General features: G+C 72.8%; 30 protein-coding genes and 3 riboswitches. Of the genes, 21 read left to right on the forward strand and 9 right to left on the reverse strand.

Annotation, left to right across the window (positions count from 1 at the left end; all coding sequences use genetic code 11):
- Complete coding sequence (locus KAK03_RS21050; RefSeq protein ID WP_210856668.1) at window positions 1-1026, reverse strand: ferritin-like domain-containing protein; 1026 nt, start codon at window positions 1024-1026, stop codon at window positions 1-3.
- 125 nt (window positions 1027-1151) lie between these two features.
- Window positions 1152-1270, forward strand: a riboswitch (yybP-ykoY riboswitch).
- 76 nt (window positions 1271-1346) lie between these two features.
- On the opposite strand from KAK03_RS21050, the gene KAK03_RS21055 reads away from it, so the two are divergent.
- From KAK03_RS21055 to KAK03_RS21065, 3 genes are read left to right on the forward strand one after another with little or no spacing between them, the layout of a single operon-like run.
- Window positions 1347-1919: a TMEM165/GDT1 family protein gene (locus tag KAK03_RS21055; RefSeq protein WP_210856669.1), complete on the forward strand. Its 573-nt coding sequence runs from the start codon at window positions 1347-1349 to the stop codon at window positions 1917-1919.
- A gap of 23 nt (window positions 1920-1942) precedes the next feature.
- Window positions 1943-2878, forward strand: a complete 936-nt coding sequence (dmeF, locus tag KAK03_RS21060) for a CDF family Co(II)/Ni(II) efflux transporter DmeF (RefSeq protein ID WP_375140995.1) — start codon at window positions 1943-1945, stop codon at window positions 2876-2878.
- Between the two features lie 9 nt (window positions 2879-2887).
- On the forward strand, window positions 2888-3181 hold the full coding sequence (locus tag KAK03_RS21065) for a hypothetical protein (RefSeq protein WP_210856671.1): 294 nt from the start codon (window positions 2888-2890) through the stop codon (window positions 3179-3181).
- 12 nt (window positions 3182-3193) lie between these two features.
- Here KAK03_RS21065 and KAK03_RS21070 read toward each other — a convergent pair whose 3' ends face one another.
- The gene (locus KAK03_RS21070) at window positions 3194-3748 is read right to left on the reverse strand and encodes a PaaI family thioesterase (protein ID WP_210856672.1); all 555 of its coding nucleotides are present in this window, start codon (window positions 3746-3748) and stop codon (window positions 3194-3196) included.
- Between the two features lie 44 nt (window positions 3749-3792).
- Here KAK03_RS21070 and KAK03_RS21075 point away from each other — a divergent pair, with 44 nt between their 5' ends.
- Window positions 3793-4269: a MarR family winged helix-turn-helix transcriptional regulator gene (locus tag KAK03_RS21075; protein ID WP_210856673.1), complete on the forward strand. Its 477-nt coding sequence runs from the start codon at window positions 3793-3795 to the stop codon at window positions 4267-4269.
- 21 nt (window positions 4270-4290) lie between these two features.
- Here KAK03_RS21075 and KAK03_RS21080 read toward each other — a convergent pair whose 3' ends face one another.
- On the reverse strand, window positions 4291-4758 hold the full coding sequence (locus KAK03_RS21080) for a 6,7-dimethyl-8-ribityllumazine synthase (RefSeq protein WP_210856674.1): 468 nt from the start codon (window positions 4756-4758) through the stop codon (window positions 4291-4293).
- A gap of 74 nt (window positions 4759-4832) precedes the next feature.
- A riboswitch (FMN riboswitch) is annotated at window positions 4833-5000 on the reverse strand.
- A gap of 58 nt (window positions 5001-5058) precedes the next feature.
- Between KAK03_RS21080 and KAK03_RS21085 the strand changes: the two genes are divergently transcribed.
- Window positions 5059-5802 carry a sulfite exporter TauE/SafE family protein gene (locus KAK03_RS21085; RefSeq protein ID WP_210856675.1) on the forward strand — a complete coding sequence of 248 codons (744 nt, stop codon included), beginning with the start codon at window positions 5059-5061 and terminating at the stop codon, window positions 5800-5802.
- Here the strand turns inward: KAK03_RS21085 and arsC are convergent, their stop codons facing one another.
- Window positions 5803-6147: an arsenate reductase (glutaredoxin) gene (gene arsC, locus KAK03_RS21090; protein ID WP_210856676.1), complete on the reverse strand. Its 345-nt coding sequence runs from the start codon at window positions 6145-6147 to the stop codon at window positions 5803-5805.
- A complete protein-coding gene (locus tag KAK03_RS21095; RefSeq protein WP_210856677.1) occupies window positions 6147-7091 on the reverse strand; it encodes a prohibitin family protein in 945 nt (314 codons plus the stop codon). The genes arsC and KAK03_RS21095 overlap by 1 nt, the downstream gene beginning before the upstream one ends.
- 83 nt (window positions 7092-7174) lie before the next feature.
- Between KAK03_RS21095 and KAK03_RS21100 the strand changes: the two genes are divergently transcribed.
- Window positions 7175-7594 (forward strand): VOC family protein, encoded by a 420-nt coding sequence (locus KAK03_RS21100; RefSeq protein WP_210856678.1) that lies wholly within the window; start codon window positions 7175-7177, stop codon window positions 7592-7594.
- A gap of 13 nt (window positions 7595-7607) precedes the next feature.
- Here the strand turns inward: KAK03_RS21100 and KAK03_RS21105 are convergent, their stop codons facing one another.
- The gene (locus KAK03_RS21105; RefSeq protein ID WP_210856679.1) at window positions 7608-8075 is read right to left on the reverse strand and encodes a YybH family protein; all 468 of its coding nucleotides are present in this window, start codon (window positions 8073-8075) and stop codon (window positions 7608-7610) included.
- Window positions 8076-8145: 70 nt separating this feature from the next.
- A riboswitch (cobalamin riboswitch) is annotated at window positions 8146-8386 on the forward strand.
- A 114-nt stretch (window positions 8387-8500) separates the two neighbouring features.
- On the opposite strand from KAK03_RS21105, the gene KAK03_RS21110 reads away from it, so the two are divergent.
- The 11 genes from KAK03_RS21110 to KAK03_RS21160 all read left to right on the forward strand — a co-directional run bounded on the left by KAK03_RS21110 (window position 8501) and on the right by KAK03_RS21160 (window position 19489).
- Window positions 8501-10345, forward strand: a complete 1845-nt coding sequence (locus tag KAK03_RS21110) for a TonB-dependent receptor domain-containing protein (protein WP_210856680.1) — start codon at window positions 8501-8503, stop codon at window positions 10343-10345.
- A gap of 2 nt (window positions 10346-10347) precedes the next feature.
- Entirely contained in the window at window positions 10348-11076 is a 729-nt protein-coding gene (locus KAK03_RS21115; protein WP_210856681.1) for an energy transducer TonB, read from the forward strand.
- A gap of 58 nt (window positions 11077-11134) precedes the next feature.
- On the forward strand, window positions 11135-12142 hold the full coding sequence (locus KAK03_RS21120) for a FecCD family ABC transporter permease (RefSeq protein ID WP_310738693.1): 1008 nt from the start codon (window positions 11135-11137) through the stop codon (window positions 12140-12142).
- The gene (locus KAK03_RS21125; protein WP_210856682.1) at window positions 12139-12906 is read left to right on the forward strand and encodes an ABC transporter ATP-binding protein; all 768 of its coding nucleotides are present in this window, start codon (window positions 12139-12141) and stop codon (window positions 12904-12906) included. The genes KAK03_RS21120 and KAK03_RS21125 overlap by 4 nt, the downstream gene beginning before the upstream one ends.
- Window positions 12906-13949 (forward strand): nicotinate-nucleotide--dimethylbenzimidazole phosphoribosyltransferase, encoded by a 1044-nt coding sequence (cobT, locus tag KAK03_RS21130; protein WP_210863116.1) that lies wholly within the window; start codon window positions 12906-12908, stop codon window positions 13947-13949. The genes KAK03_RS21125 and cobT overlap by 1 nt, the downstream gene beginning before the upstream one ends.
- A gap of 10 nt (window positions 13950-13959) precedes the next feature.
- A complete protein-coding gene (locus KAK03_RS21135) occupies window positions 13960-14736 on the forward strand; it encodes an adenosylcobinamide-GDP ribazoletransferase (protein WP_210856683.1) in 777 nt (258 codons plus the stop codon).
- On the forward strand, window positions 14727-15287 hold the full coding sequence (gene cobC, locus KAK03_RS21140) for an alpha-ribazole phosphatase family protein (protein WP_210856684.1): 561 nt from the start codon (window positions 14727-14729) through the stop codon (window positions 15285-15287). The genes KAK03_RS21135 and cobC overlap by 10 nt, the downstream gene beginning before the upstream one ends.
- Window positions 15284-15793: a bifunctional adenosylcobinamide kinase/adenosylcobinamide-phosphate guanylyltransferase gene (gene cobU, locus KAK03_RS21145; protein ID WP_210856685.1), complete on the forward strand. Its 510-nt coding sequence runs from the start codon at window positions 15284-15286 to the stop codon at window positions 15791-15793. The genes cobC and cobU overlap by 4 nt, the downstream gene beginning before the upstream one ends.
- Window positions 15790-16674: a cobalamin-binding protein gene (locus KAK03_RS21150; protein WP_210856686.1), complete on the forward strand. Its 885-nt coding sequence runs from the start codon at window positions 15790-15792 to the stop codon at window positions 16672-16674. Before cobU ends, KAK03_RS21150 begins: the two co-directional genes overlap by 4 nt.
- A 93-nt stretch (window positions 16675-16767) precedes the next feature.
- Window positions 16768-18261, forward strand: a complete 1494-nt coding sequence (locus tag KAK03_RS21155; RefSeq protein ID WP_210856687.1) for a DUF1800 domain-containing protein — start codon at window positions 16768-16770, stop codon at window positions 18259-18261.
- Between the two features lie 10 nt (window positions 18262-18271).
- On the forward strand, window positions 18272-19489 hold the full coding sequence (locus KAK03_RS21160; protein WP_210856688.1) for a DUF1501 domain-containing protein: 1218 nt from the start codon (window positions 18272-18274) through the stop codon (window positions 19487-19489).
- 1 nt (window position 19490) lies between these two features.
- On the opposite strand, the gene KAK03_RS21165 is transcribed toward KAK03_RS21160, so the two are convergent.
- On the reverse strand, window positions 19491-19958 hold the full coding sequence (locus tag KAK03_RS21165; RefSeq protein WP_210856689.1) for a hypothetical protein: 468 nt from the start codon (window positions 19956-19958) through the stop codon (window positions 19491-19493).
- A gap of 152 nt (window positions 19959-20110) precedes the next feature.
- Here KAK03_RS21165 and KAK03_RS21170 point away from each other — a divergent pair, with 152 nt between their 5' ends.
- Window positions 20111-20665, forward strand: coding sequence for a flavodoxin family protein (locus KAK03_RS21170; RefSeq protein WP_210856690.1), 555 nt, complete (start codon window positions 20111-20113; stop codon window positions 20663-20665).
- On the opposite strand, the gene KAK03_RS21175 is transcribed toward KAK03_RS21170, so the two are convergent.
- Window positions 20666-21829 carry a YbfB/YjiJ family MFS transporter gene (locus KAK03_RS21175; RefSeq protein WP_210856691.1) on the reverse strand — a complete coding sequence of 388 codons (1164 nt, stop codon included), beginning with the start codon at window positions 21827-21829 and terminating at the stop codon, window positions 20666-20668.
- Window positions 21829-22440, reverse strand: a complete 612-nt coding sequence (locus KAK03_RS21180) for a 2-hydroxychromene-2-carboxylate isomerase (protein ID WP_210856692.1) — start codon at window positions 22438-22440, stop codon at window positions 21829-21831. The genes KAK03_RS21175 and KAK03_RS21180 overlap by 1 nt, the downstream gene beginning before the upstream one ends.
- Window positions 22441-22574: 134 nt before the next feature.
- On the opposite strand from KAK03_RS21180, the gene KAK03_RS21185 reads away from it, so the two are divergent.
- The 3 genes from KAK03_RS21185 to KAK03_RS21195 are packed head-to-tail and all read left to right on the forward strand — an operon-like array spanning window position 22575 to window position 23801.
- A complete protein-coding gene (locus tag KAK03_RS21185; RefSeq protein ID WP_210856693.1) occupies window positions 22575-23189 on the forward strand; it encodes a hypothetical protein in 615 nt (204 codons plus the stop codon).
- 55 nt (window positions 23190-23244) lie between these two features.
- Window positions 23245-23484, forward strand: coding sequence for a ribbon-helix-helix domain-containing protein (locus KAK03_RS21190; RefSeq protein WP_210856694.1), 240 nt, complete (start codon window positions 23245-23247; stop codon window positions 23482-23484).
- The gene (locus tag KAK03_RS21195; protein ID WP_210856695.1) at window positions 23481-23801 is read left to right on the forward strand and encodes a type II toxin-antitoxin system RelE/ParE family toxin; all 321 of its coding nucleotides are present in this window, start codon (window positions 23481-23483) and stop codon (window positions 23799-23801) included. Before KAK03_RS21190 ends, KAK03_RS21195 begins: the two co-directional genes overlap by 4 nt.
- Window positions 23802-23804 lie beyond the last annotated feature (3 nt).

Below are 23804 nucleotides of genomic sequence, written 5' to 3' on the forward strand. Positions count from 1 at the left end.
TCAGAACACGGGAATGATGTCGACCATGTCGACGTCGCGGATCTCTTCTCCGGTGATGCCCACTTCGGGGATCGCCGGGAACGGGATGCCGTACTTGTCGAGCACGCCCTTGAGGTTGAGCATGGCGTTCTTCCAGTTCTCCTTCTTGGCCTCGTATTCCGGCACGTAGAAGCCGGCGTTGCGGGCCACGGTCTCGATCTCGCGCTGCCAGGCGACGAAGTCGGCGGGGATGTCCCAGAAATCCTCCGGCGGCTCGAACAGCACGCCCGACAGGAACAGGAAGCCGGCGCGCACCTGCTTGGTGATCAGCGCCTTGTCACTCAGGTCCATCTTCGGGTAGTCGCGCTCCATCAGCGACAGGCAGATCGCCATGTGGCGGCCTTCGTCGCGACCGATGTTGCGAAAGGCCTCCTTGAACACCGGCTCGGTGCACTGGGCGGCCATCTGGTGGAAGATGGTGGCGGCGGCGATCTCGCCCATCAGGAAGCTGCTGAACAGCACCGCCAGGCTGTACTTGGGCACGGCGTTCTTGTAGCCGTTCCAGTAGCGCCCACCGTTGTAGTACAGCCAGTGCGCATTGCGCTGCGCCTTGCGGCCGATCTCGGTCTTGGGCACATAGGTCAGCGGGTCCGGGTGCTCCAGCATCTTGGTGATCGCCAGGCCGCAGATCTGCTCGTGGTTCTGCTCGTCGCGGGTGACGCTGAAGAAGCAGCGGCGCACCGCGTCCTCCTCATGCGCCTCGTAGGTCTTGATGAAGGCGGCGGCGAACACCGGCGGCGCCGAGGCGTCAAACACCGACAGGATGGTCCACCAGTAGGCGATGGCCTCGCGCTCCTCCCAGCTGTAGGTGCTGGGGTCGAACGTGTCCCAGGGCAGCTTCTTCGGGTCCCAGTTCTCGCGCTGGGCGGCGTCCCAGATGTCTTCCAGCTTCTTCGTGTGGGCGTGCCAGCTCAGCGGGTAGACATTGGGCTGCGGCGTCATCGGCGGCAGCGCCATGCTCTTGGCGAGGTGTTCGTGCTTGGCCATCGGGTGTCTCCTTGCGGGTGGGGGTTCATTCATTAACCGACCGGTCGGTAATTTAATTCAGGTCAAGCCCTGGCGCAAGGCGCTCGGCCGCCCGGATAAACCCTGATGGCATCAGGGTGGCTGCTACACTGGCGGGGTCATGGGGGAGTAGCCACCCTGCGCAACGCAGGGGCCCGACGTCAACACACTTGGCCTGAAAGCGGCCATGGCGCGGGCAACCTCACCGTCCGGCAAGACCTTTGACCACGCGCGCTGCCACCCGGGGCCGGAGCGGCGCCGTGGTCATCGCGACCCGCGCCGGCCCCTGGAATCCACTGCACATGGAAGCTTTTCTCGTCTCGACCGGTCTGGTCGCCCTGGGTGAAATGGGCGACAAGACGCAGTTGCTGGCCCTGATGCTGGCCGCCAAGTTCCGCCGTCCCGCGCCCATCGTGGCCGGCATCCTGGTGGCCACGCTGCTCAACCACGCCGCCGCCGGCGCAGTGGGCGGCTGGGTGGCTTCGCAGCTGGGCCCCACCGTGCTGCGCTGGGTGATCGGCGGCGGCTTCCTGGCGATGGCGGTGTGGATGCTGGTGCCCGACTCGCTGGACGAGGACACCGAGGGCGGCACCCAGCGCTGGGGCGTCTTCGGCACCACGCTGGTGGCCTTCTTCCTGGCCGAGATGGGCGACAAGACGCAGATCGCCACCGTCGCGCTGGCCGCGCGCTACCCCAGCCTGGTGGCGGTGGTGGCCGGTACCACGCTGGGCATGATGCTGGCCAACGTGCCGGCGGTGTTCCTGGGCGATGCGGTGTCCCGGCGCGTCAACATGCGGCTGGTGCACACCATCGCCGCGGCCGTGTTCGCGCTGCTGGGCGTGCTGACCCTGCTGAACGTCGGTCAGCTCTTTTGAGCCAATATCGCGCCATGACAACCCTGCACGACGACGGCCCCAGCGGCTGGCTGCATTCCCATGACTTTGACGCCGGCAACCCGGCCGGCGAGCGCGGCACGCGCCTGGTGATGTGGCTGACGCTGGCCACGATGGTGGTGGAGATCGCCGCCGGCTGGTGGTTCAACTCGATGGCCCTGCTGGCCGACGGCTGGCACATGAGCTCGCACGCGCTGGCGCTGGGGCTGGCGGCCGGCGCCTATGCGCTGGCCCGCCGCGAAGCACGTGACCCGCGCTACGCCTTCGGCACCTGGAAGATCGAGGTGCTGGCCGGCTTTGCCAGCGCGGTGCTGCTGCTGGTGGTGGCGGCGCTGATGGTGGCCGGCTCGGTCGAGCGCCTGATCGACCCGCAGGCCATCCACTACCCCGAAGCCATGGCGGTGGCCGTGCTGGGTCTGCTGGTCAACCTGGGCAGCGCCTGGCTGCTGGGGGGCGGCCATGGGCATCACCCTGGCCACTCGCATGGGCACCACCACGATCATGGCCACGACCACGAACACGCCCACCACCACGACCTGAACCTGCGCTCGGCCCAGGTGCATGTGCTGACCGACGCCGCCACCTCGGTGCTGGCGATCGTCGCGCTGGGCGCCGGCTGGTGGCTGGGCTGGGCCTGGCTGGACCCGGTGATGGGCATCGTCGGTGCGGTGCTCGTGGCGCTGTGGGCCAAGGGCCTGGTCACCGACACCGCCCGCGTGCTGCTCGACCGCGAGATGGACCACCCGGTGGTGGCCGAGATCCGCGAGGTGGTCGAGGTCGACGGCGCGCGCATCAGCGACCTGCACGTCTGGCGCGTCGGGCGCGAGCGCTTCGCCTGCGCGATCACGCTGAGCGCCCCGGCCGGCCTGACCGCCGCCGAGGTGCACCGTCGCCTGGCCGTGCACGAGGAGATCGTGCACGCCACGATCGAGCTGCAGTAGGCCCCGACCATGGACGCCAGCCACCAGTTGCCCTGGATCCCCGACAGCTTCGCCGCCCTCTACCAGGGCCAGCGCGGCAAACTGATGGTGCTGGTCGAGGAGCTGCGCGCACGCTACGAGCTGTGCGAGGACCTCGCCCAGCAGCTGATGCCCACCGCCCAGGCCCTGCACCACGACGACGGTCTGGCCGAGGACGATGTGCTGGGCCGCATGCAGGCCGCGCTGTCGGTGCCCGACTCGGGCCTGCGCGAGGACGAGGCCGGCTGGGTCGTCACCCGGCTGGCCGAGCTGCTGCGCTGGTAGACCGCCCGCGGCTCAGCGCGGCTGCAGCATCGCGCAGGTGGTGGTGGCGTGGGCGTAGAGCCGCCCATCCGCGCCATAGAGCCGGCCCTCTGCAAAGCCCAGCTGGCGACCCGCACTGATGACCTTGCCTTCGGCGCGCACCAGCGGCGTGTCGGGCAACAGCGCGCGCAGGTAGCTGATCTTCAGCTCGGCCGTGGTCTGCGCACGGCCCGCGGGCAGCGTGGTGTGGATCGCGCAGGCCACCGCCGAGTCCAGCAGCGCGGCGATCCAGCCGCCGTGGATGGTGCCCATCGGGTTGAGGAACTTCACGCTGGGCCGGCCCTGGAAGACAAAGCGGCCCTCCTCGTACTCGACCGGGTAGAAGTCCATCGCCACGCCGATCGGCACGCTGGGCAGTGCCCCCCTGCTGATCGCCGCGAAGAACTCCAGCCCGCTGAGGTGCGCCACATCGGCCGGGCGGTTCACGCCCGGCGGCGCCAGCGTGGCGCGCACCCGCGCCTCGTCGGCCTCCCAGCGCGCCAGCGTCGCGGCGATCTCGTCATGCAGGGCGTGGCTGGCGGTGCTCATCAGGGTCTCTCCGTTCCATTGCAGGTGCAATCGTTGCAGGTACAATGATAACCATGCCTGCCGCTCGCCCATCAGTCACCCTGGCGACAGCCGCCACGCCACGCGGCTGCAGCAACTTCAAGCTGCGCCAGGCCGACCGCGTGGTCAGCCGCCACTACGACCGCCACCTGGCCGAGGCCGGGCTGAAGACCTCGCAGTACTCACTGCTGGGGCACATCGCCGCGATGGCGCCGGCGCGCCCGGCGGCGCTGGCCGCGGCGATGGCGCTGGACGCCTCCACGCTGACCCGCAACCTGCAGCCGCTGGTGGCCCAGGGCTGGGTGGCGGTGGGCGCCGGTGACGACGCGCGCTCACGCTCGGTGCAACTCACCGAGGCTGGCCGCGCCAAGCATGCCGAGGCCAAGCGCGCCTGGAAGAAGGCGCAGCTGGCCTTCAACGCGCGCCTGGGTGAGGCGCGCGTGGCCGAGCTGCACGCGCTGCTCGACGACTGCCTGCAACGGCTGGACGCCGCCGAGCCCTGACACGGTCAGGTGGTCAGGCGGTCAAGCCGCCTGTCGCTGGTGTACCGCCAGCGTCTGCAGCACGGCCCGCGCCGCCTCGGTGCCCTTGAGCACGAAGTGCTCGCCGAACTGCTGCTGATGCACCGGATGCTCATGGAAGTGGTGGGGGGTCAGCACCGCCGAGACCACCGGCACGCCGGTGTCGAGCTGCACCCGCATCAGGCCGTCGATCACCGCCCGGGCGACGAAGTCGTGCCGGTAGATGCCGCCATCGACCACCAGCCCGAAGGCGACGATGGCATCAAAGCGGCCGCTGTCGGCCAGGCGCCGCGCCAGCAGCGGGATCTCGAAGGCGCCGGGCACCTCCAGGTACTCGATGCCGTCGGGCGGCCAGCCCTCGCGCAGCAGTTCGTCGGTGCAGGCATCGCGGGCGCGGTGGACGATTGCCGCATGCCATTGGGCACTGATCGCCGCCAGGCGGCGCACGGGGATCTTCGGGATCTGATTCATGGTGATTTCCTTGAGTTGAAGGCCAGAATCAGGGCAAGCGAACGCGCGGCCCGCCGTGCAGGCACGGCAGCCGGTGCGGTTCTCTTTCATCCGGACTGTGACCGTCGGCCCCGGGATCACACCGGGTCTGCTGACCCCGTCCACGGGCGTGGACGGGCGCTCGCGGGCTCGTGCGCGGAGTCTGTTGCCAGACCTGCACCATCACCGCCGGTGGGGACTTCCACCCCGCCCTGAGAACATCGGCACCGCCAGCAGGCGGCACCGCGGTCGATCTTCGCACAGGCCCGACAATGCGCGCCGATGAACCCCGAGACCTGGATCCTGCTGCTCACCGCCGCCCTGGCCGCTGGCGCCCTCAATGCGGTGGCGGGCGGCGGCAGCTTCCTGACCTTCCCGGCGCTGGTCTTTGCCGGTGTGCCGCCGATCGCCGCCAACGCCACCAGCGCGGTGGCGGTGAGCCCCGGCTACCTGGGCAGCACGCTGGGCTTCCGGCCCGAGCTGGCGGCCCTGCCACGGCCGCGGCTGTGGGCCGAAGGCGCGGTGTGCGCCGCGGGCGGCCTGGCCGGGGCCGGGCTGCTGCTGGTGACACCGGCCAAGCTGTTCTCGGCGCTGGTGCCCTGGTTGCTGCTGTTCGCCACCGCGCTGTTCGCGCTGGCGCCGTGGCTGACCGGGCGGCGCGGCGGCGCCGCGCATCCCGCGGCGCGCATGGCCGGGCTGGCCTGCGTGGCGGTCTATGGCGGCTACTTCAACGGCGGCCTGGGCATCCTGCTGATGGCGCTGTACGCGATCACCGGCGAGACCTCGATCAACACCGCCAACGCGCTGAAGAACCTCAACTCGCTGGTGCTGTCGCTGCTGTCGGTGGCGGCCTTCGCCTGGGCCGGTGCGGTGGCCTGGCCGCAGGCGCTGGCGATGGCGGCCGCCGCCACGGTCGGCGGCTATGCCGGCGCGCGCGTGGCGCGGCGACTGCCAGCGAAGCTGCTGCGCAGCGGTGTCATCGCCACCGGGCTGGTGATGGCAGCGCTGTTCTTCGCGCGCGGCTGATCAGAGCATTTCGGCCACGGTGGCCGCTGGCCGGCACATCCGCGTGGCCCGGGGCGAGACCACGATCGGCCGGTTGATCAGCACCGGATGCGCCAGCATCGCATCCAGCAGCGCGTCGTCGCTGGCGCCGTCCAGCGCCAGTTCGGTGTAGAGCGCCTCCTTGGCGCGCACCAGGCCGCGCACGCCCTGGCCGATCTCCTGCGCCAGACGCTGCAGCATGGCGCGGTCGGGCGGCGTTTTCAGGTACTCCACCACCTGCGGCTCAATGCCCGCCTCGCGCAGCGCGGCCAGCACCTGGCGCGAGGTGCTGCAGCGGGGGTTGTGGAAGATCGTCCAGCCGCTCATCAGTTTTTGCCAGCCTTGGCGGCGCCCTCGTGGTTGAGGTTCAGGAAGGGCACTGGCGCGCCGGCATAGATGTTCTGCGGCAGCTCGCCATTCCAGCGCTCGGCCTTGATCTTCTCCACCTCGATGCGGCGCAGCTCCAGCACCTCGCGGCTCTGCGCCAGCGCGGCGTTCTGGATCTTCAGCGCCTCGGCCTGCGCGGTGGCCGCCTTCAGCGCGGCATAGGCCTCGCCGTCGGCCTTGGCCTTCAGCGCGGTGGCCTCGGCCTCGGCGATGGCCACCTTCTGCTTCTGCTCGGCCTCGACGGTGCGCACCTTGTTCTCGGCAGCCAAGCGCAGCTGCTCCTGGGTGACCTTCTGGTTGATCGCCGACATGTAGTCCTGCGAGAAGCTGAAGTTGCGCATGTCGACGTTGATCACCTGCGCGCCGTAGATGGCCAGCTTGCCGCGCAGTGCGGCGACGATGTCATTGCTGACCGCCGCGCGCTTGGCAATCAGGTCGGGCGCGTTGTAGCGCGCGGTCACCGCCTTGAACACCTCCTGGGTGGCGGTCTGCACATAGCTTTGCAGGTCGCCGTCGCGGCTGTACTTCTCGAAGACCTCGGCCACCTTGTCGGTCTGGATGCTGTAGCGCACCGTCAGGCTCACCTTGACCGGCTGGGTGTCGCTGGTGCTGCCTTCAGCGTTCTCCACCGTGGCCTCTTCGGCGCGGATGTTGAAGATGCTCAGCGACTGCCAGGGCCAGATCAGCGTGAAGCCCTCGTTCTCGATGCCCTTGATCGCACCGCCCACGGTGATCACGCCGCGGTGGCCGGTGGGCACGGTGCGCAGCGGCCACAGCCACCACAGCACGGCCACCACCACCAGCAGCGTCAGCCCCTTGCGCAGCAGTCCGGGGGCGGCCGACGGCGTGTCGCTGCCACGGGCAAACAGACTTCTCACGTCCATGCTCTCCTCCTGTCGATGGCCGCAGTGTAGGAGCAAGCCCGCAGCGGCCGCGGGCCCATGGCTGACGGCGCACAATCACCCGCATGAAATACCTGCACACCATGGTCCGCGTGACCGACCTCGACGCCTCGCTGCGCTTCTACCGCGATGCCCTCGGCCTGGAGGAGGTGCGTCGCAGCGAGCACCCGCAGGGCCGCTTCACGCTGGTCTACCTGGCCGCACCGGGCGACCACGACGCCCAGATCGAGCTGACCCACAACTGGGACCCCGAGGTCTACACCGGCGGCCGCAACTTCGGCCACGTGGCCTATGCGGTGAAGGACATCTACGCCACCTGCCAGCGCCTGCAGGACATGGGCGTGACCATCCTGCGCCCGCCGCGCGACGGCCGCATGGCCTTCGTGCGCTCGCCCGACCAGATCAGCGTGGAGTTGCTGCAGGACGGCCCGGCGCTGGCGCCGGCCGAGCCCTGGGCCTCGATGCCCAACACCGGCAGTTGGTGATCACGCGCAGTGGTCAGGGTTTGGCGCAGCCATCCGGGCTGACGTCATAGCCGTTGTCCAGCACCACGCGCCAGCGGCCGTCGGCCTCGCGCCGCCAGGTGCTGTAGAAGCGCGCCACCAGCGTGCCGGCGGGGTCGGTGACCGGGCCGGTGGACTGTGCCAGGCCGCCACTGCCGATCACCTCGACCAGCTCGGGTCTCCAGGCGAAGGGCGCCCGGGGCCCGTCAAAGAAGCGCTGCCAGTGCGCCAGCACCGCGTCCTTGCCGCGCAGCGGCTGGCCGCCATTCAGGAACACCGCGTCGTCGGCCACGAAGCCGGCGAATGCCGCCAGGTCGCGCCGTGCCATGCTGTCGGCGAACGCCGCCTCGGCGCTGCGCACTTCCTCGCGCAGCGCGGCCAGGTCCGGGGCGGCGGCCACGCCGGCCGGCAAAGCGGCCAGCAGCCACAGGGCGGGATCGAACAGGCGGCGCAGCGGGTTCATCGGCACTCCTTGAACGCAGGGGGGCGGCCGGCCCATTGTCCCGCCGCAAGCTTCGTGTCGGGAAGCGGATGCTAAGATTTCGGCCGTTGGTGCCTGGGCCGTCCATCGTGGCGGCTTGGGGTAAACGGGAAGCAGGAAGGCCGCCCTCGACGAGGAACGCCCAACCTGCGCTGCCCCCGCAACGGTAAGCGGACAGGGTGCCGGTCTCGGCCCCCTCGCTCGTGCTCCCTCGCCACTGAAGCCACGGCTTCGGGAAGGCCGCACGGGTCGTCTCCGCCAGCCCGGATACCGGCCAACGACGGGGTGATGCTGCGCAGGCGGCGTCACCGACATGGTGCCCAGCTGCGGGGAAGCGGCCGGGCACGACCATCGTTCCCGGCCCGCCCGTCTTCGGCGGCCGGGGCGCCTTTGCAGACGCTTCCATGATGTTCCCGCGCACCGCGCTTGCCCTGGCCACGCTGCTGGCCGCTTCGCCCCTGGGCGCCTTCGCCCAGACCCCCCCTGCCGCCGACGACGACCTGGTCGTCACCGCTGCCCGCCAGCCGCAACGCGCCAGCGCCGCGGTGCGGCCGGTGCAGGTCATCACCGCCGAGGACATCCGCGCCGCCGGCGCCGGCTCGCTGACCGAGCTGCTGCGCAGCCTGGGCGGCGTCGAGACCAGCACCAACGGCGGCCTGGGCCAGATCAGCGGCGTGTTCATGCGCGGCGCCAACAGCGACCACACGGTGGTGCTGATCGACGGCGTGCGCATCGGCTCGGCCACGCTGGGCACCGCGCCGCTGGAGGCCATTCCGCTGGCCTTGATCGAGCGCGTCGAGCTGCTGCCCGGCGCCTCGAGCAGCCTGTACGGCGCCGACGCGATCGGCGGCGTGATCCAGATCTTCACCAGGACCGCGCAGCGCAGCCCGGGCGTCGATCTGTCCTGGACCGCCGGCGAGCGCGGTCTGGCCCGTGTGGCCGGCAGCTATGCCGCGCGCCTGGGCCAGACCGAGCTGTCGCTGGGCGCCACCGCGCTGCGCAGCGACGGCTACAACGTCTCCGACCCCAGCTTCTGGGGCTACAACCCCGACCGCGACGGCAGCCGCCAGCTGGGCCTGCAGGCCCGTGTGGTGCAGCACCTGGACGGCGGCCAGCAGCTGGGCCTGCAGTTCCTGCGCAGCGACAGCAAGGTGCAGTACGACGCCACCGCCGTGGCCGACGACCTCAGCCGTGACCGCACCCAGACCCTTGCCGCGCACTGGAGCGGTCCGCTGCTGCCCGGTGTCGAGCACACGCTGCGCCTGGCGCGCAGCTGGGACGACAACCACCTGGCGGGCAGTTCCACGGTCTTCACCGACACCACCCAGGACCAGCTCTCGTGGATCGGCCGCCACCGCTTGGCCGGCGGCACGCTGAGCGCCGGCCTGGAGTGGTCGCGCCAGGCAGTGGACAGCGCCACCGCCTATGCCCGCGACAGCCGCAGCGTGCGCAGCGGCCTGCTGGGCTGGCAGGCCGCGTACGGCGCGCTGTCGGTGCAGGCCGACCTGCGCCATGACGCCAACAGCCAGTACGGCGGCCACAGCACCGGTCAGCTGGGTCTGGCCTGGCAGGCATCCAGCGCGCTGCGCCTGCGCGGCGCGCTGGGCAGCGCCTTCAAGGCGCCCACCTTCAACCAGCTCTACTACAGCGACAACTTCGGCAGCAACGGCAACCCGGCCCTGCAACCCGAGCGCAGCGTCAATGCCGAGCTCGGCGCCGACCTGTCGATGGGCGGCGTGCAGTGGAGCGCCACGCTGTTCTCCAACCGCATCCGCCAGCTGATCAACTGGGTCGAGACGGTGCCGGGCAGCTTCAGCTACCAGCCGCGCAACACCGCGCGCGCCCGCATCGACGGCCTGGTGCTCGGCGCCAGCGGCACGCTGCCCACCGGCACCCGCGTGCGCGCCAGCCTGACCGCGCAATCACCCGAAGACAGCGACACCGGCGCTCAGCTGCAGCGCCGCGCCCGCCAGTTCGCCCAGCTGCACCTGGTGCAGCCGCTGGGCGACTGGTCGCTGGGCAGCGATCTGGGCTACAGCGGCGCGCGCTGGGATTCGGTGGACGAAAGCGCCGGCACCCGCATGGGCGGCTACGCCACCGTCGCCCTGTTCGCACGCTGGCGCGTGACGCCGGAGTGGTCGCTCGAGGGCCGCGTCGACAACCTCACCGACCGGGTCTACCAGCAGGCACTGGGCTATGTCGCCCCGGGCCGTCAGGCCCAGCTGACGCTGCGCTGGACGCCGCTGTTCTGAGCATGGCCTGGCCCCGCCGCCACATCAGCCACCCGCGCGCCCAGGGCGCGCTGGCGGCGCTGGTGCTGCACGGTGTGGCCTGGGCGCTGGTGTGGCCGGCGCTGAACACGCGGCCGGCCGCAGCGCCCCCCGAGCGCGGCCCGGCGCTGGTCTACCTCAGCGCACCGACCGTGGGGGTCGAGGCCCCCACCGTCCGCACCGACCCGCGGCCGGCCGTCGCGGCCCCCCGGCGAGCGGCTCCGCCGCTCAGCGCCGTCACCCGGCCCGGCCCCGAGGCGGCGCCGCCCGCACCGGCGCCCACGCTGCTGCTGGCGGTGGCCGCCACGCCGGCGGCCCCGCTGCCGCACAGCACCCCCCTGGCCAGTGCACCGCACAGCGGTGCGGTGGCCAGTGCGCCGCCCAGCGCCGCGCCGGCGGTGGCCGCGGCCCTGCCCGCGCGCCCACTGCCCGGCAACGCCCTGCCCGCCTACCCCGAGGCCGCACGCGAGGACGGCCTGCAGGGGCGCGTGCGGCTGCAGTTGCAGATCGACGCACAGGGCCGCGTCGAATCGGTGCAGTGGCTGCAGCGCAGCGGCATCGCCCTGCTCGACCTGGCCGCGCGCGACGCCGCCCGCGGCTGGCGCTACGAACCCGCGCGCGTCGGCGGCGAGGCCGTGGCCAGCAGCGTGAGCGTGGCGATCCGCTTCCAGTTGGACCAGCCGGTCAGCAGCACGCTGCTGGCCAGCCAATGAACACGCCCGGCCACGCCCCCGCGCGCGCCCCGGCCTGCGTCGCCCGGAGGGCCCGCCCGTGACCCCGCTGCGCCGCCCTGGCCCGGTACTGGCCCTGCTGGCGGCCGGGCTGGCCGGGCTGTTCCTGCTGGCGCTGTCGGTGGGCAGCCTGACGATCTCACCGGCCGAGCTGCCGGCCTTGCTGCGCCAGCCCGACGCCTCGGCCGAGGCCGAGATCCTGCACCGGCTGCGCCTGCCGCGCGCACTGGCCGCCGTCAGCGTGGGCGCGCTGCTGGCTCTGGCGGGCGCGCTGATGCAGGTGCTGCTGCGCAACCCGCTGGCCGACCCCTATGTGCTGGGCCTGTCCGGCGGCGCCGCGCTGGGCGCGCTGGGCCTGATGGTGCTGGGCGGCGGGGCGGTGGCCGTGCATGGTGGCGCCTTCGCCGGCGCCTTCGCTGCGGTGCTCACCGTCTTTGCGCTGGCCCACCCCGACCTGGGCCGCGTCGAGCTGGCCAGCCGCCAGGACGCCACGCCACGCCTGCTGCTGACCGGCGTGATGCTGTCGGCGATCGCGATGGCCGGCGTCGGCCTGCTGCTGTCGCTGGCGCCCGACGCGCAGCTCAAAGGCATGCTGTTCTGGATGATGGGCGACCTGTCCGCGGCCGAGCCCACGTGGGCCGTGCTGATCGCCCCCTGGCTGCTGCTGGCCGGGCTGTGGCCGCTGGGCCGCGAGCTGAACCTGCTGCTGCGCGGCCCCGGCGCCGCGCAGATGCTGGGCGTGCCGGTGGCGCGCGTGCGGCTGGTCGTCTACCTGGCCGCCTCGGCGGCGGCGGCACTGGCCGTGGCCACCGCCGGCACGATCGGCTTCGTCGGTCTGGTGGTGCCGCATGCGCTGCGCCTGCTGATCGGCAACGACCAGCGCTGGCTGCTGCCGGCCAGCGCGCTGGCCGGGGGCGCCTTCCTGCTGGCCGCCGACACCCTGGCACGCACCGTGGCCGCACCGCTGCAGCTGCCGGTGGGCGTGGTCACCGCACTGGTGGGTGCGCCGGCCTTCATCGCGCTGCTGACGCGCGGAGGCCAGCGATGACGCTGCTGTCCACCCGCGGGCTGGCGGTGCGCATCGGTGCGCGCGTGCTGGTCGAGTCGCTCGACCTGCAGCTGCAGCGCGGCGAGGTCTGGTGCCTGCTGGGCCCCAACGGCGTGGGCAAGACCACGCTGCTGCACACGCTGGCCGGCGCCCGGGCCCCGTCGGCCGGCGCGGTGTGGCTGGGCGAGCGACCGCTGGCCGAGCGGCCACTGGCCGAGCAGGCCTGCTGGCGCGGCTTCGTGCCGCAGGCCGTGCACGACGCCTTTGCGGCACCGGTGCTGGACGTGGTGCTGCAGAGCCGCCATCCGCACCTCTCGCGCTGGCACTGGGAGGGCGAGTCCGACCGCGCACTGGCGCTGGCCGCGCTGGCCCGCGTCGGCCTGGCCGGCTTCGAGGCACGCGATGTCACCACCTTGTCCGGCGGCGAGCGCCAGCGCGTCGCGCTGGCCACGCTGCTGACGCAGGACCCGCCGCTGGCGCTGCTGGATGAACCGCTGGCCCACCTGGACCTGGCGCAGCAACTGCGCGTGGCCGAACTGCTGGCCGCCGAAGCGCGCGAGCGCGGGCGCGGCCTGCTGCTGTCCATCCACGACCTCAGCCTGGCCCAGCGCCTGGCCACCCACGCGCTGCTGCTGCCCGGCGATGGTCGGGCGATCGCCGGCCCCGCCGCCGAGGTGATGACCGAGGCCGCGCTGTCCGCCGCCTTCGGCCATCCGCTGACCCCCCATACCGCCCACGGCCACCGCTGGTGGCTGCCCGCCTGATGATGCGCACCGCCTTCCACATCCTGCCCGTCTCCACCGCACTGGATGCCGAGCTGCGCCACGCGATCGACCGCAAGACCAAGCCGCTGGGCGCACTGGGCCGGCTGGAGGACCTGGCGCTGCAGCTGGGCCGCATCCAGGGCACGCTGCGGCCCGTCATCCAGCGGCCGCGCGTGATCGTGTTCGCTGGCGACCACGGCATCGCCGCCGAAGGCGTCAGCGCCTACCCGCAGGAAGTCACCTGGCAGATGGTGATGAACTTCGTGCACGGCGGTGCGGCGGTCAATGCGCTGGCGCGCAGCCTGGGCGTGGATGTGGAGGTGGTCGACGCCGGCGTGGCGCACGACTTCGGCCCGCTGCCCGGCCTGGTGGATGCCAAGCTCGGCCACGGCACCCGCAACTGCGCCACCGAGCCGGCGATGACGGCCGAGCAGTGCGAGACCGCGCTGGCCCGCGGCCGCGAGCGCGTGCAGGCCGCGCGCGCCGAGGGCTGCACGCTGCTGGCCTTCGGCGAGATGGGCATTGCCAACACCAGCGCCGCCAGCCTGCTGCTGCACAAGCTGCGCCGCGTGCCGCTGGGCGTGGCCACCGGCCGCGGCACCGGTCTGGACGATGCCGGCCTGGTGCACAAGCGCGCGGTGCTGGCGCGCGCGGCAGCGCGCACCGACGGCCTCACCGATGGCCGCGAGGCGCTGACCGAGTACGGCGGCTTCGAGATCGCGATGATGGCCGGCGCGATGCTGGGCGCCGCCGAGGCCGGCATCGCCTTCATCGTCGACGGCTTCATCACCGGCAGCGCCTACCTCGCGGCGCAGTGCATCGAGCCCGCCGTGCGCGACCACGCGGTGTTTGCCCACCGATCGGCCGAGGCCGGTCATGGCGCGATGCTCGAGCTGCTGCAGGCGCAGCCGCTGCTGGACCTGGGCCTGCGCCTGGGCGAAGGCACCGGCGCCGTGCTGGCGGTGCCGCTGCTGCGGGCCGCCTGCGCCTTCCTGGGCGAGATGGCCAGCTTCGACAGCGCCGGCGTCAGCGGGCAGGCCTGAGGGGCGGCGCATGCGCGAGGAGCTGCGACTCTTCTTCACCGCACTGCAGTTCTTCACGCGGGTGCCGGTGCCGGCCTGGGTGGGCTGGTCGCCAGCGCAGCTCAATGCGTCGGCGCGGCACTTCCCCACCGTGGGCGCGCTGGTCGGTGCGCTGTGTGCGCTGGTGCTGCTGGCCGCGCTGAGGGTGTGGAGTGCGCCGATCGCGGTGCTGCTGGCCATGGCCGCCGGCGTGCTGCTGACCGGCGCCTTCCACGAGGACGGTTTTGCCGACAGCTGCGATGGCTTCGGCGGCGGCTTCACCCGCGAGCGCGTGCTGGCGATCATGAAGGACTCGCGCGTGGGCAGCTACGCCACGATCGGCGTGGCCCTGCTGCTGGCGCTGAAGTACCAGCTGCTGCTGACCCTGGTGGCGCGGCTGGACGCGCTCACCCTGGCCGCGGCGCTGGTGGCCAGCCACGCCGTCAGCCGCCTGGCGGCGCTGGGCGTGATGGCGCGGCTGGACTACGTGCGCGACGACGACAGCGCCAAGTCCAAGCCGATCGCCCAGACGCGCCCTGGCGCCGGCGCCCTGCTGTTCGCCACCACCGTGGCGCTGCTGCCCTGCGTGCCGCTGGGCACGGCCGCCGGGCCCGCGCTGCTCGGCGCGGCGCTGGTGTGGCTGGCCGCCGTGCCCTACCTGCGCCGCCGCCTGGGCGGCTACGTGGGCGACGCGCTGGGCGCCACGCAGCAGCTGGCCGAGATCGGCTTCCTGCTGGGCCTGAGCGCACGGGGCGGCGCATGGAGCTGATCCTGCTGCGCCACCCGGTGGTCGCCGCGCCGGCCGGGATATGCTACGGCCAGGCCGACCTGCCCGCGCGCGAGCCGCTGGAGCCACCGCCGGCGCAGGTGCTGCAGGCGCTGCCCGGCCCGGTGGACGCGCTGTGGACCAGCCCGCTGCGCCGCGCCCGCGTGCTGGCAGAGGCGCTGGCCGCCACGCTGGGCTGCCCACCGCGGGAGGACGCGCGCTGGATGGAACTGCACTTCGGCGCCTGGGAGGGCCACCCCTGGTCGGCGATCGACCGCGCCGAGAGCGACCCCTGGGCCGACGATCCCGAGCACCGCGCCCCGCCCGGCGGCGAGACCCTGGCCGCGCTGCGCGCGCGGGTGCACGCGGCCATGGATGCCCTGGCCGCCACCCGCCTGCAGCGCGTGCTGGTCGTGGCCCACGCCGGCCCGATCCGCGTGGCCCTGGCGCGTGCCCGCGGCCAGGCCGCCACCGAGGCGCTGGCGCAGCCGCTGGCCTTTGGCGGTCTGACCGTGTTGCGCCACGATGGCCAAGGCTGGAGTCAGGCCGCATGAAGACCCTGATCCTGGGCGGCGCGCGCAGCGGCAAGAGTCGGCTGGCCGAACAACTCGCGCACCGCAGCGGCCGTCCCGTCACGGTGATCGCCACCGCGCAGGCGCTGGACGCCGAGATGGCCCAGCGCATCGCCGCCCACCGCGCGGCGCGGCTGGCGCACTGGCGCTGTGTGGAAGAACCGCTGGCGCTGGCCGCCGCACTGCAGGCCGCCGATGCGCCCGGCGCGCTGCTGCTGGTCGACTGCCTGACGCTGTGGCTCAGCAACCTGCTGCATGCGGGCGACGAGCGCTTCACGGTCGAGCGCGCCGCGCTGCTGGACGCCATCACCCCCCTGCAGGCCGACCTGCTGCTGGTGGGCAACGAGGTGGGCCATGGCATCGTGCCGCTGGGACCGCTGAGCCGCCGCTTCGTGGATGAGAACGGCTGGCTGCACCAGGCGCTGGCCGAGCGCTGCGACGCCGTGCGTTTCGTGATGGCCGGCTGCGTGCTGCCGCTGAAGGGATGAAGACCATGCGCCTGCTCGGGATCCTGCTGCTGGTCTGGCTTGGCGCGACCGGCGCCCAGGCCGCGGTCAGCGCGCTGGACGACGAGGGCCGCACCGTCACGCTGCCGGCGCCGGCTCGGCGCATCGTCAGCGTCGCGCCGCACGCCACCGAGCTGCTGTTCGCCGCCGGTGCTGGCGCCCAGGTGGTGGCCACGGTGCGCTACGGCGACTACCCCGACGCCGCGAAGCAGCTGCCCGTGGTGGGCGACGCCAACCAGCTGGACCTGGAGCGCATTGCCGCGCTCAAGCCCGACCTGATCGTGGTCTGGGCGCATGGCAACTCGGCGGCGCAGCTCGACCGCCTGAAGGCGCTGAAGCTGCCGCTGTTCCACAGCGAGCCGCGCGACCTGGCGCAGATCGGCGACAGCCTGCGCCGCCTGGGCGTGCTGGCCGGCACCGGCGCCGCGGCGAACGCCGCTGCCGACGCCTATGCCACCGAGCTGGCCGCGCTGCGCCGCCAGTACGCCACGCGGCCGCCGCTGCGCGTGTTCTACCAGGTGTGGCACCAGCCGCTGCTGACGATCAACGACCGCCACCCGATCGCCGACATGATCCGCGGCTGCGGCGGCGTCAACGTCTTCGGCGCCGAGGCGCTGCTGGTGCCCACCGTCAGCCGCGAGGCGGTGCTGGCCGCGCGTCCGCAGGTGCTGGCCAGCAGCAGCGTCGAGACGCGCGAGGACGAGACCCTGTCGCCCTGGCGCGGTCTGTCCCGCTTCGAGCCGGTGGCCAAGCAGGCGGTGGTGATGGTGCCGGCCGACCTGATCAGCCGCGCCTCGCCACGCGCCTTGCAGGCGATGCGCCTGCTGTGCGAGGGCTTCGAGCGGGTGCGCGCGCGGCGCTGAGCCGCTGGCGTCGGGCGTGGCGACACACGCCAGCAACATCCCGCGGCGACGCCGGTGCTACGCTGGGCGCCTCCACGCTCTGCGCCTGCCGTCATGCTTCTTCTGCGCCGCCGTCTGCTGCTGAGCGCACCGCTGCTGGTGCTGGGCGGCTGCGCCGACCTGGCGCGGCCGCGCGCCGAGCCCAGCGCGGCCGACACCGACCCCGCCCGCGCCCGCCGCTGGCTGGTGCGCCTGGCCTGGGGCGCCGATGCCGACACGCTGGCGCAGGTGCGCCAGATCGGCCTGTCGGCCTGGGTGTCGCAGCAGTTGCAGCCCAGCGCCAGCGCGCCACCCTTGCCCGCGCCGCTGCAGGCCCGCCTGGCCGAGCAGACCACCGCGCGCACCGACCTGGCCACCCTGGTCTGGCAGATGCAGGCGCAGCGCCGCGAGGCGGTCGGCCAGGCCGATCCGGACGCCCGCACGCGCGACTTCAAGGCCTGGCAGCAGGCCATGACCCGGCTGCAGCAGGAGGGCGCCCACCGCCAGCTGTGGCGCGCGGTGCATTCGCCCCGGCCGCTGCAGAGCCGGCTGGGCTGGTTCTGGCTCAACCACTTCAACGTCTACCAGGGCAAGCAGGACCTGCGCGCGATGGTGGCCGACTATGACGAGCAGCTGCAGGCGCAGGCGCTGGGGCGCTTTCGCGACCTGCTGGGCGTGGCGCTGATGCACCCGGCGATGCTGCGCTACCTGGACAACGACCAGAACGCCGCCGGTCGCCTGAACGAGAACCTGGGCCGCGAACTGCTGGAACTGCACACCTTGGGCGTGGACGGCGGCTACACCCAGGCCGACGTGCTGAGCGCCGCGCGCGCCCTGACCGGCCTGGGCCTGGCCAGCGCCCCCGAGGCCCGCGGGCCGGCGGTGCTGCGCCGCGGCCTGATGGCCTTCAACCCCGCGCGCCACGACAACGAGCCCAAGACCCTGCTGGGCGAACTGCTCCCCGGCCAGGGCCTGGCCCAGGTCGAGGCCCTGCTCGACCGCCTGGCCCGCCACCCCGCCACCGCCCGCCACGTCACCCGCCGGCTGGCGCTGTACCTGCTGGGCCGGCCGGCGTCGGACGCGCTGCAGCAGCAGCTGGCGCGCCGCTTCCTGGACAGCGACGGCCGGATCGCCGAGGTGCTGCGCACGCTGCTGGCCCACCCCGAGTTCGAGGCCTCGCTGGGCCAGGGCTTCAAGGACCCGGTGCACTGGGTGGTGTCGGCGCTGCGCGAGCAGCGCCCGCCCGACGCCTGGCTGCAGCCCGAGATGCCGCTGGGCTGGCTTGCCCGCCTGGGCGAGGCGCCCTACCAGCGCGGCACCCCCGACGGCTACCCGCTGGAGCGCACCGCCTGGGCCGCGCCGGGCCAGCTGGCGCTGCGTTTCGAACTGGCGCGCAGCATGGCGCTGCGCTGGGGCGCCGTCTGGGGCCAGCCGGCCGACACGCCGCTGCCCACCGAGGATCCGGCAGCGGTGGCGTCGGGCAGCAGCCGCGAGGTGCTGGCCTCCGCACGCCGACCGGCCGAGCGCCTGGCGCTGTGGTGGTCTTCGCCCGAGTTCATGAGCCACTGAAGGGGCCGCGATGCAACGACGCCGCTTCCTGCACACCGCCGCCGCGCTGGGCCTGACCGCGCCGCTGCTGCGCGGCTGGGCTGCTGCGCCCGAGCTGCCGCGCTTCCTGCTGGTCTTCCTGCGCGGCGGCTACGACGCCGCCAGCCTGCTGCTGCCGCAGGACGCGGGCAGCCGCGCGTTCTATGCCGAATCGCGTCCGCGCCTGGCGATCGCGCCGCCGGGCAGCGAGGACGGCGCGCGCGCCCTGGACAGCGACTGGGCGCTGGCCCCGTCGGTGGCCGACACCCTGCTGCCGCTGTGGCAGGCGCGGCAGCTGGGTTTCGTGCCCTTTGCCGGCAGCGAGGACAACAACCGCAGCCACTTCGAGACCCAGGACCGCTTCGAGCTGGGCCTGCCCGCCGGTCAGAGCGTCGGCAGCGAGGGCCGCAGCGGTTTCCTGGCCCGGCTGGCGATCGAGCTGGGCCTGGCCACGCGCGAGCAGGCCGGCCGCGAGCTGATGTCCTTCACCGAGCAGCTGCCGCTGGTGATGCAGGGCGCCGGACCGGTGGGCAATGTCTCGCTGCGCAACGTCGGCCGGCCGGCGCTGGACGAGAAGCAGATGGCCCAGCTGCAGCGCCTGTACGCCGGCCACCCGCTGGAATCCGCGGTGCAGGAAGGCCTGGTCACGCGCGGCGAGGTGATGCGCGAGATGGCCGCCGAACCCATGGACCCGGGTCGCCGCGCGGTGGCCGCCTCGGCCTTCGCCACCGAGGCGCGGCGCATCGGCCGCCTGATGCGCGAGCGGGTGGCGCTGGGCTTTGTCGATGTGGCCGGCTGGGACACCCATGCCAACCAGGGCGCCGCCACCGGCGTGCTGGCCACCCGGCTGGCCGAGTTGTCCACCGGCCTGAGCGCGCTGGCGGCCGAGATGGGCCCCGCCTGGCAGCGCTGCACGGTGCTGGTGGCCAGCGAGTTCGGCCGCACCTGGCGCGAGAACGGCACCCGCGGCACCGACCATGGCCACGGCAGCGTCTGCTGGCTGCTGGGGGGCGCGCTGCGCGGCGGCCGCATCGCCGGCGAACAGCGGCGGCTGTCGCCCCAGACCCTGCATCAGAACCGCGACTGGCCGGTGCTCAACGACTACCGGCCGCTGCTGGCCGGCCTGTGGGCTCGGCAGTACGGCCTGTCGGCCGAGCGGCTGGCGCGGGTGTTCCCGCAGGCGCGACCCGCCGACCTGGGCTGGCTGTGAGTCAGTCGGCGCAGAGGTCCTGGTAGAGCTGCGCGCCCAGGCTTCCCGCCTCCACCGGCTTGAGCTGCACCGGCCCCGCCTCGGGGCCGAAGTACATGCGCGCATCGCGGCAGTCGGCGCGCAGCAGGAACAGCCGCTGCCAGGCCGGCTCGGCGCGCAGCACCTGCACCGAGGCCTCGCGCAGACCGCCGTCCAGGCGGCGCACGAACTGCGCGGTGTTGGACGGGTCCATGAAGCTGAAGCGCAGGCCCTGCGCGGTGAACAACTCGCGGCGCGAGCCCGCGTCAGGCTGGGCGAGGCGCAGGCCGTCGCGCTCCAGCTGCGACGGTGCGCTGGGCGGCTTGATCTGCGTGGGGTCGCGCAGGTTGGGGTTGCTCTGCGCCAGGGCGGCGCTGGCCATGCCGGCGCCGATCAGCGCCAGCCACGGCCAGGTGCGGGCGCCAGATCGAGCGCAGTGGCGGGTGTTCATCCAAGCCAGTATAGGCAGCCGCCGGCCCGGCGGCACCATTCAAGCGGCTTGAACGTCGCCGCCAAGCGCTTCGCACCACCCGGTCCGTCGCCTGGCCGACGATGCGTTCATTGGCAGCCCCGTCGGGCCGCCGCCCATCGAAAGGATGTCCCATGTCCCGCATCGTCATCGTCTTCCACAGTGGCTACGGCCACACCGCCAAGATCGCCCAGGCCATCGCCGCCACCGCCGGCGCCACGCTGCTGCCCATCGACGCCAACGGCGACCTGCCCGAAGGCGGCTGGGACACGCTGGCGGCCGCCGACACCATCGTCTTCGGCTCGCCCACCTACATGGGCATGGCCAGCTGGCAGTTCAAGAAGTTCGCCGACGCCTCCAGCAAGCCCTGGTTCACCCAGGCCTGGAAGGACAAGCTGTTCGCCGGCTTCACCAACTCGGCCACGATGAACGGCGACAAGCACAGCACGCTGCACTACATGATGACGCTGGCGATGCAGCACAGCGGCCTGTGGGTGGGCACCGGCATGATGCCCAGCAACAGCAAGGCCGCCACCCGCGACGACATCAACTTCGTCGGCTCCTCGGGCGGCCTGATGACCAGCACGCCGTCGGACGCCTCGGTGGACGAGATGGTGCCGGGCGATCTGGCCACCGCTGCCAAGTTCGGCGAGCGCCTGGCCGCGGTGACCCAGGCCATCAAGGGCTGATCACTCGGCTGGCAGCGTCGCCAGCAGCGCCATGCCCGCGGCCATCACCGCCGCGGTCAGCCACAGCGCGCCAGTGAAGCGGCCGCTGGCCTGCGCCATTGCCCCGGCCAGCGCCGGCGCCACCACCTGCGCGGCGCCGTAGCTCAGCGTCAGCCGCGCCATCGCCTTGCCGGGGTTGCGCGGCGCGCGCCGCCCGGCCAGCGCCAGTGTCAGGCTGACGATGCCGATGAAGGTGGCGCCGTAGCCCAGCGCGCCCAGCAGCGCCGCGCCCAGCGAGCCCGACAGCGCCGGCGCGATCACCGCCAGTGTCTGCAGCCCGAAGGCCAGCAGCAGCGCGCGCTGCTCGCCCAGGCGGCGCGCCACGCGGTCCCACAGCGCCACCGCGGGCATCGCGGCAATGCCCACCAGCGCCCAGATGAAGGCCCCCTGCCCGGCCAGTGCCGGCTCGCGCTCGACGATGGCCACGGTGAAGGTGGCGCTGATCACAAAGCCCCAGCCGGCCGCGAAGTAGCTGCCGGCCATGGTCATCAGCCAGCGCCTGGAGGGGCCGCTGCCGTCATCGGCCACGCTGGCCGGCGCTGGCGGCACCGGCGGGCGCCAGCGCCAGGCCGGCACCAGGAAGACCGCGCCCACCACCGCCAGCATCAGCCAGGGCGGCCGCCAGTCGTCGGGCCACAGCCGCGTGAAGCCCCAGGCGCTGAGCGCCGAGACCACGATGCCCAGCCCGATGCCGATGAAGTACAGGCCCAGCTCAGGCCGCCGCCCGGCGCGCATCAGCCAGCCCAGCACCAGGCCCGAGCCCAGCAGCATGCCCGCCGCACCGCACAGCCCGCCCAGGTAGCGCAGCAGCAGCCAGCCCGGGTACCAGGCGGCCAGGCCGGTGGCCGCGGTGCCCAGCACCGCCACCCACAGCCCCCAGCCATAGAGGCGATGGCGCCACTGCGGCGAATCGATCCACGCGGCCAGCAGCGCGCCGCTCATGTAGCCCGCGTAGTTGACCGCCGCCAGCACGCCCGCGGCCGCATCGCCCAGCCCGGTGTGGGCCTGCAGCGAAGGCAGCAGCGGCGTGAAGGCAAAGCGCGCCAGGCCCAGGGTCAGCACCAGCGCGCAGATGCCGCCGACGATCACCTGCCAGGGCTGCAGGTGCCGCTCCTCGGCGGTCATCAGAACGGGCCGTCCGCCAGCCAGCGCTCGAGCTGCGGCTTGCGGTCATTGCCCCAGAAGGGCTCGCCATCGACCATGAAGAAGGGCGCGCCGAAGACGCCGCCGGCAATGGCGGCCTCGTTGGCGCTGCGCAGGCGGTTCTTCCACAGCGGGTCGTTCCAGGCGGCCTCGGCGGCGTCGGCGTCCAGGCCCGACTCGGCGCACAGCGCCTTCAGCGCGACCGGCTCCGAGAGGTTGACGCCGCGGGTGAAGAAGGCGCGGAAGGCGCTGCGCGCCCAGCGCGCCGCGGCCTCCGGGCCGCCGTCGTCGTGCAGCCACCAGAAGACGCGGGCGGCGTTCTGCGTGGCGATCGGGAAGACCTCGGGCGGCACATAGGGCACGCGCTCGAAGCGCGCCGAGCGGGCGAAGTCGCGCAGCGAGTATTCGCGCTTGAGCGGATAGGCCACCGGGCTTTTCAGCTCGGCCGCCTGGAAGGTGGCGCCCAGCAGGATGGCGTGGCGCTGCACGGTGCGGCCGTGGCGCGCGGCCAGCGCATCGATCCACTCGTTGGCAATGTAGGAGTACGGCGACGAGAAGTCGAACCAGAACTGGATCGGGGCACGCAGATTCATGGCGCCCACCATAGCGCGCAGGCCCGCCAGCGTCATGAGGTGAGGCCCGAAGCGCTGCGCAAAACGCCACAGGGCGCCTGCCGGCGATTGACAGCCGTCACGCGGCACGGCGGCGCGGCCGATAGCATCACGCGATGTTGCTGGAACTGCCGATCGCCGCCGTTGCGCTGGTGCTGGCCCTGTGGCTGCGCCCCTGGCGCGGGGTGGCCGCCGGTGGCCCGCCCTGGCCCTGGCTGGCCTGGTGGGCGGTGATGCCCTGGCTGTGGAGCGCCGACCACGTGGCGCGCATCCCGCTGGCGCAACCGCTCTCAGGCGCCTGCCTGCTGGTGCTGATGGCGGGCTGGCCCCTGGCCATGCTGGGCGTGGCCGTGGTGGCCGTGGTGGCCGGCACCATGACCGGCCTCGGCCCCGAGGCCACGCTGGCCCGCGCCGTCTGGCTGGGCGTGGTGCCCGGCACGCTGGCCCTGGTGCTGGGGGCCGGCGTGCGCCGCTGGCTGCCGCACCACCTGATGGTCTACATCCTGGGCCGCGGCTTCTTCGCCTCGCTGTTCTCGCTGACCCTGGCCGGCGCCGCCGCCATGGCCTGGACGGGCGTGCCCGACAGCCTCAGCGCCAGCGACCTGATGCTGGGCCGCTGGCTGGCCGCCTGGGGCGATGCCTTCCTCACCGGCATGGTGGTGGCGATCTTCGTGGCCTACAAGCCGGAGTACCTGGCCACCTATTCGGACCGGCTGTATCTGCCGCGGTGAGGGCCGTCCGGGCGCCCGGTTTGCCAAAATTTGCCATCGTGTTTAGCATCAGATCATGAGCACGATGAACATCTCCCTGCCCGAAGCGCTGAAGGCCTTCGTCGACGAGCAGGTCAGCCACCGCGGCTTCGGCACCAGCAGCGAGTACGTGCGCGAGCTGATCCGTCGAGACCAGGAGCGGCTGCAGCTGCGCGGCCTGCTGTTGGCCGGCGCCACAGCCCCAGTCGCCGCCGAGGCCGACGGTGCGTACTTCGCATCGCTGCGCAAGCAGGTCGGGCGCCGCAGCCGCGCGTGAAGGTGCGTCGCGTCGTTCCGCGAACGCTGGCGAACCAGGACGTCCAGGCAGCGATCGACTTCTACCTGCAGGAAGCGAACGACCGGGTCGCGCTGCAGTTCATCGACGCGCTGGAGACCGCCTATGGGCACATCGCCCGTCACCCGGCGACCGGCTCTTCGCGCTACGCCCATGCGCTGGGGCTACCGGAGTTGCGCAGCTGGCCGCTGAGTCGCTTTCCTTACCTGGTGTTCTATGTCGAGCGCGAGGACCACATCGACGTCTGGCGCGTGCTGCACCAGCAGCGCGACATCCCGGCCTGGTTGGATGAATCTTAGGGC

This window comes from Ideonella alba (genome assembly GCF_018069845.1).
Classification (GTDB): domain Bacteria; phylum Pseudomonadota; class Gammaproteobacteria; order Burkholderiales; family Burkholderiaceae_C; genus Ideonella; species Ideonella alba.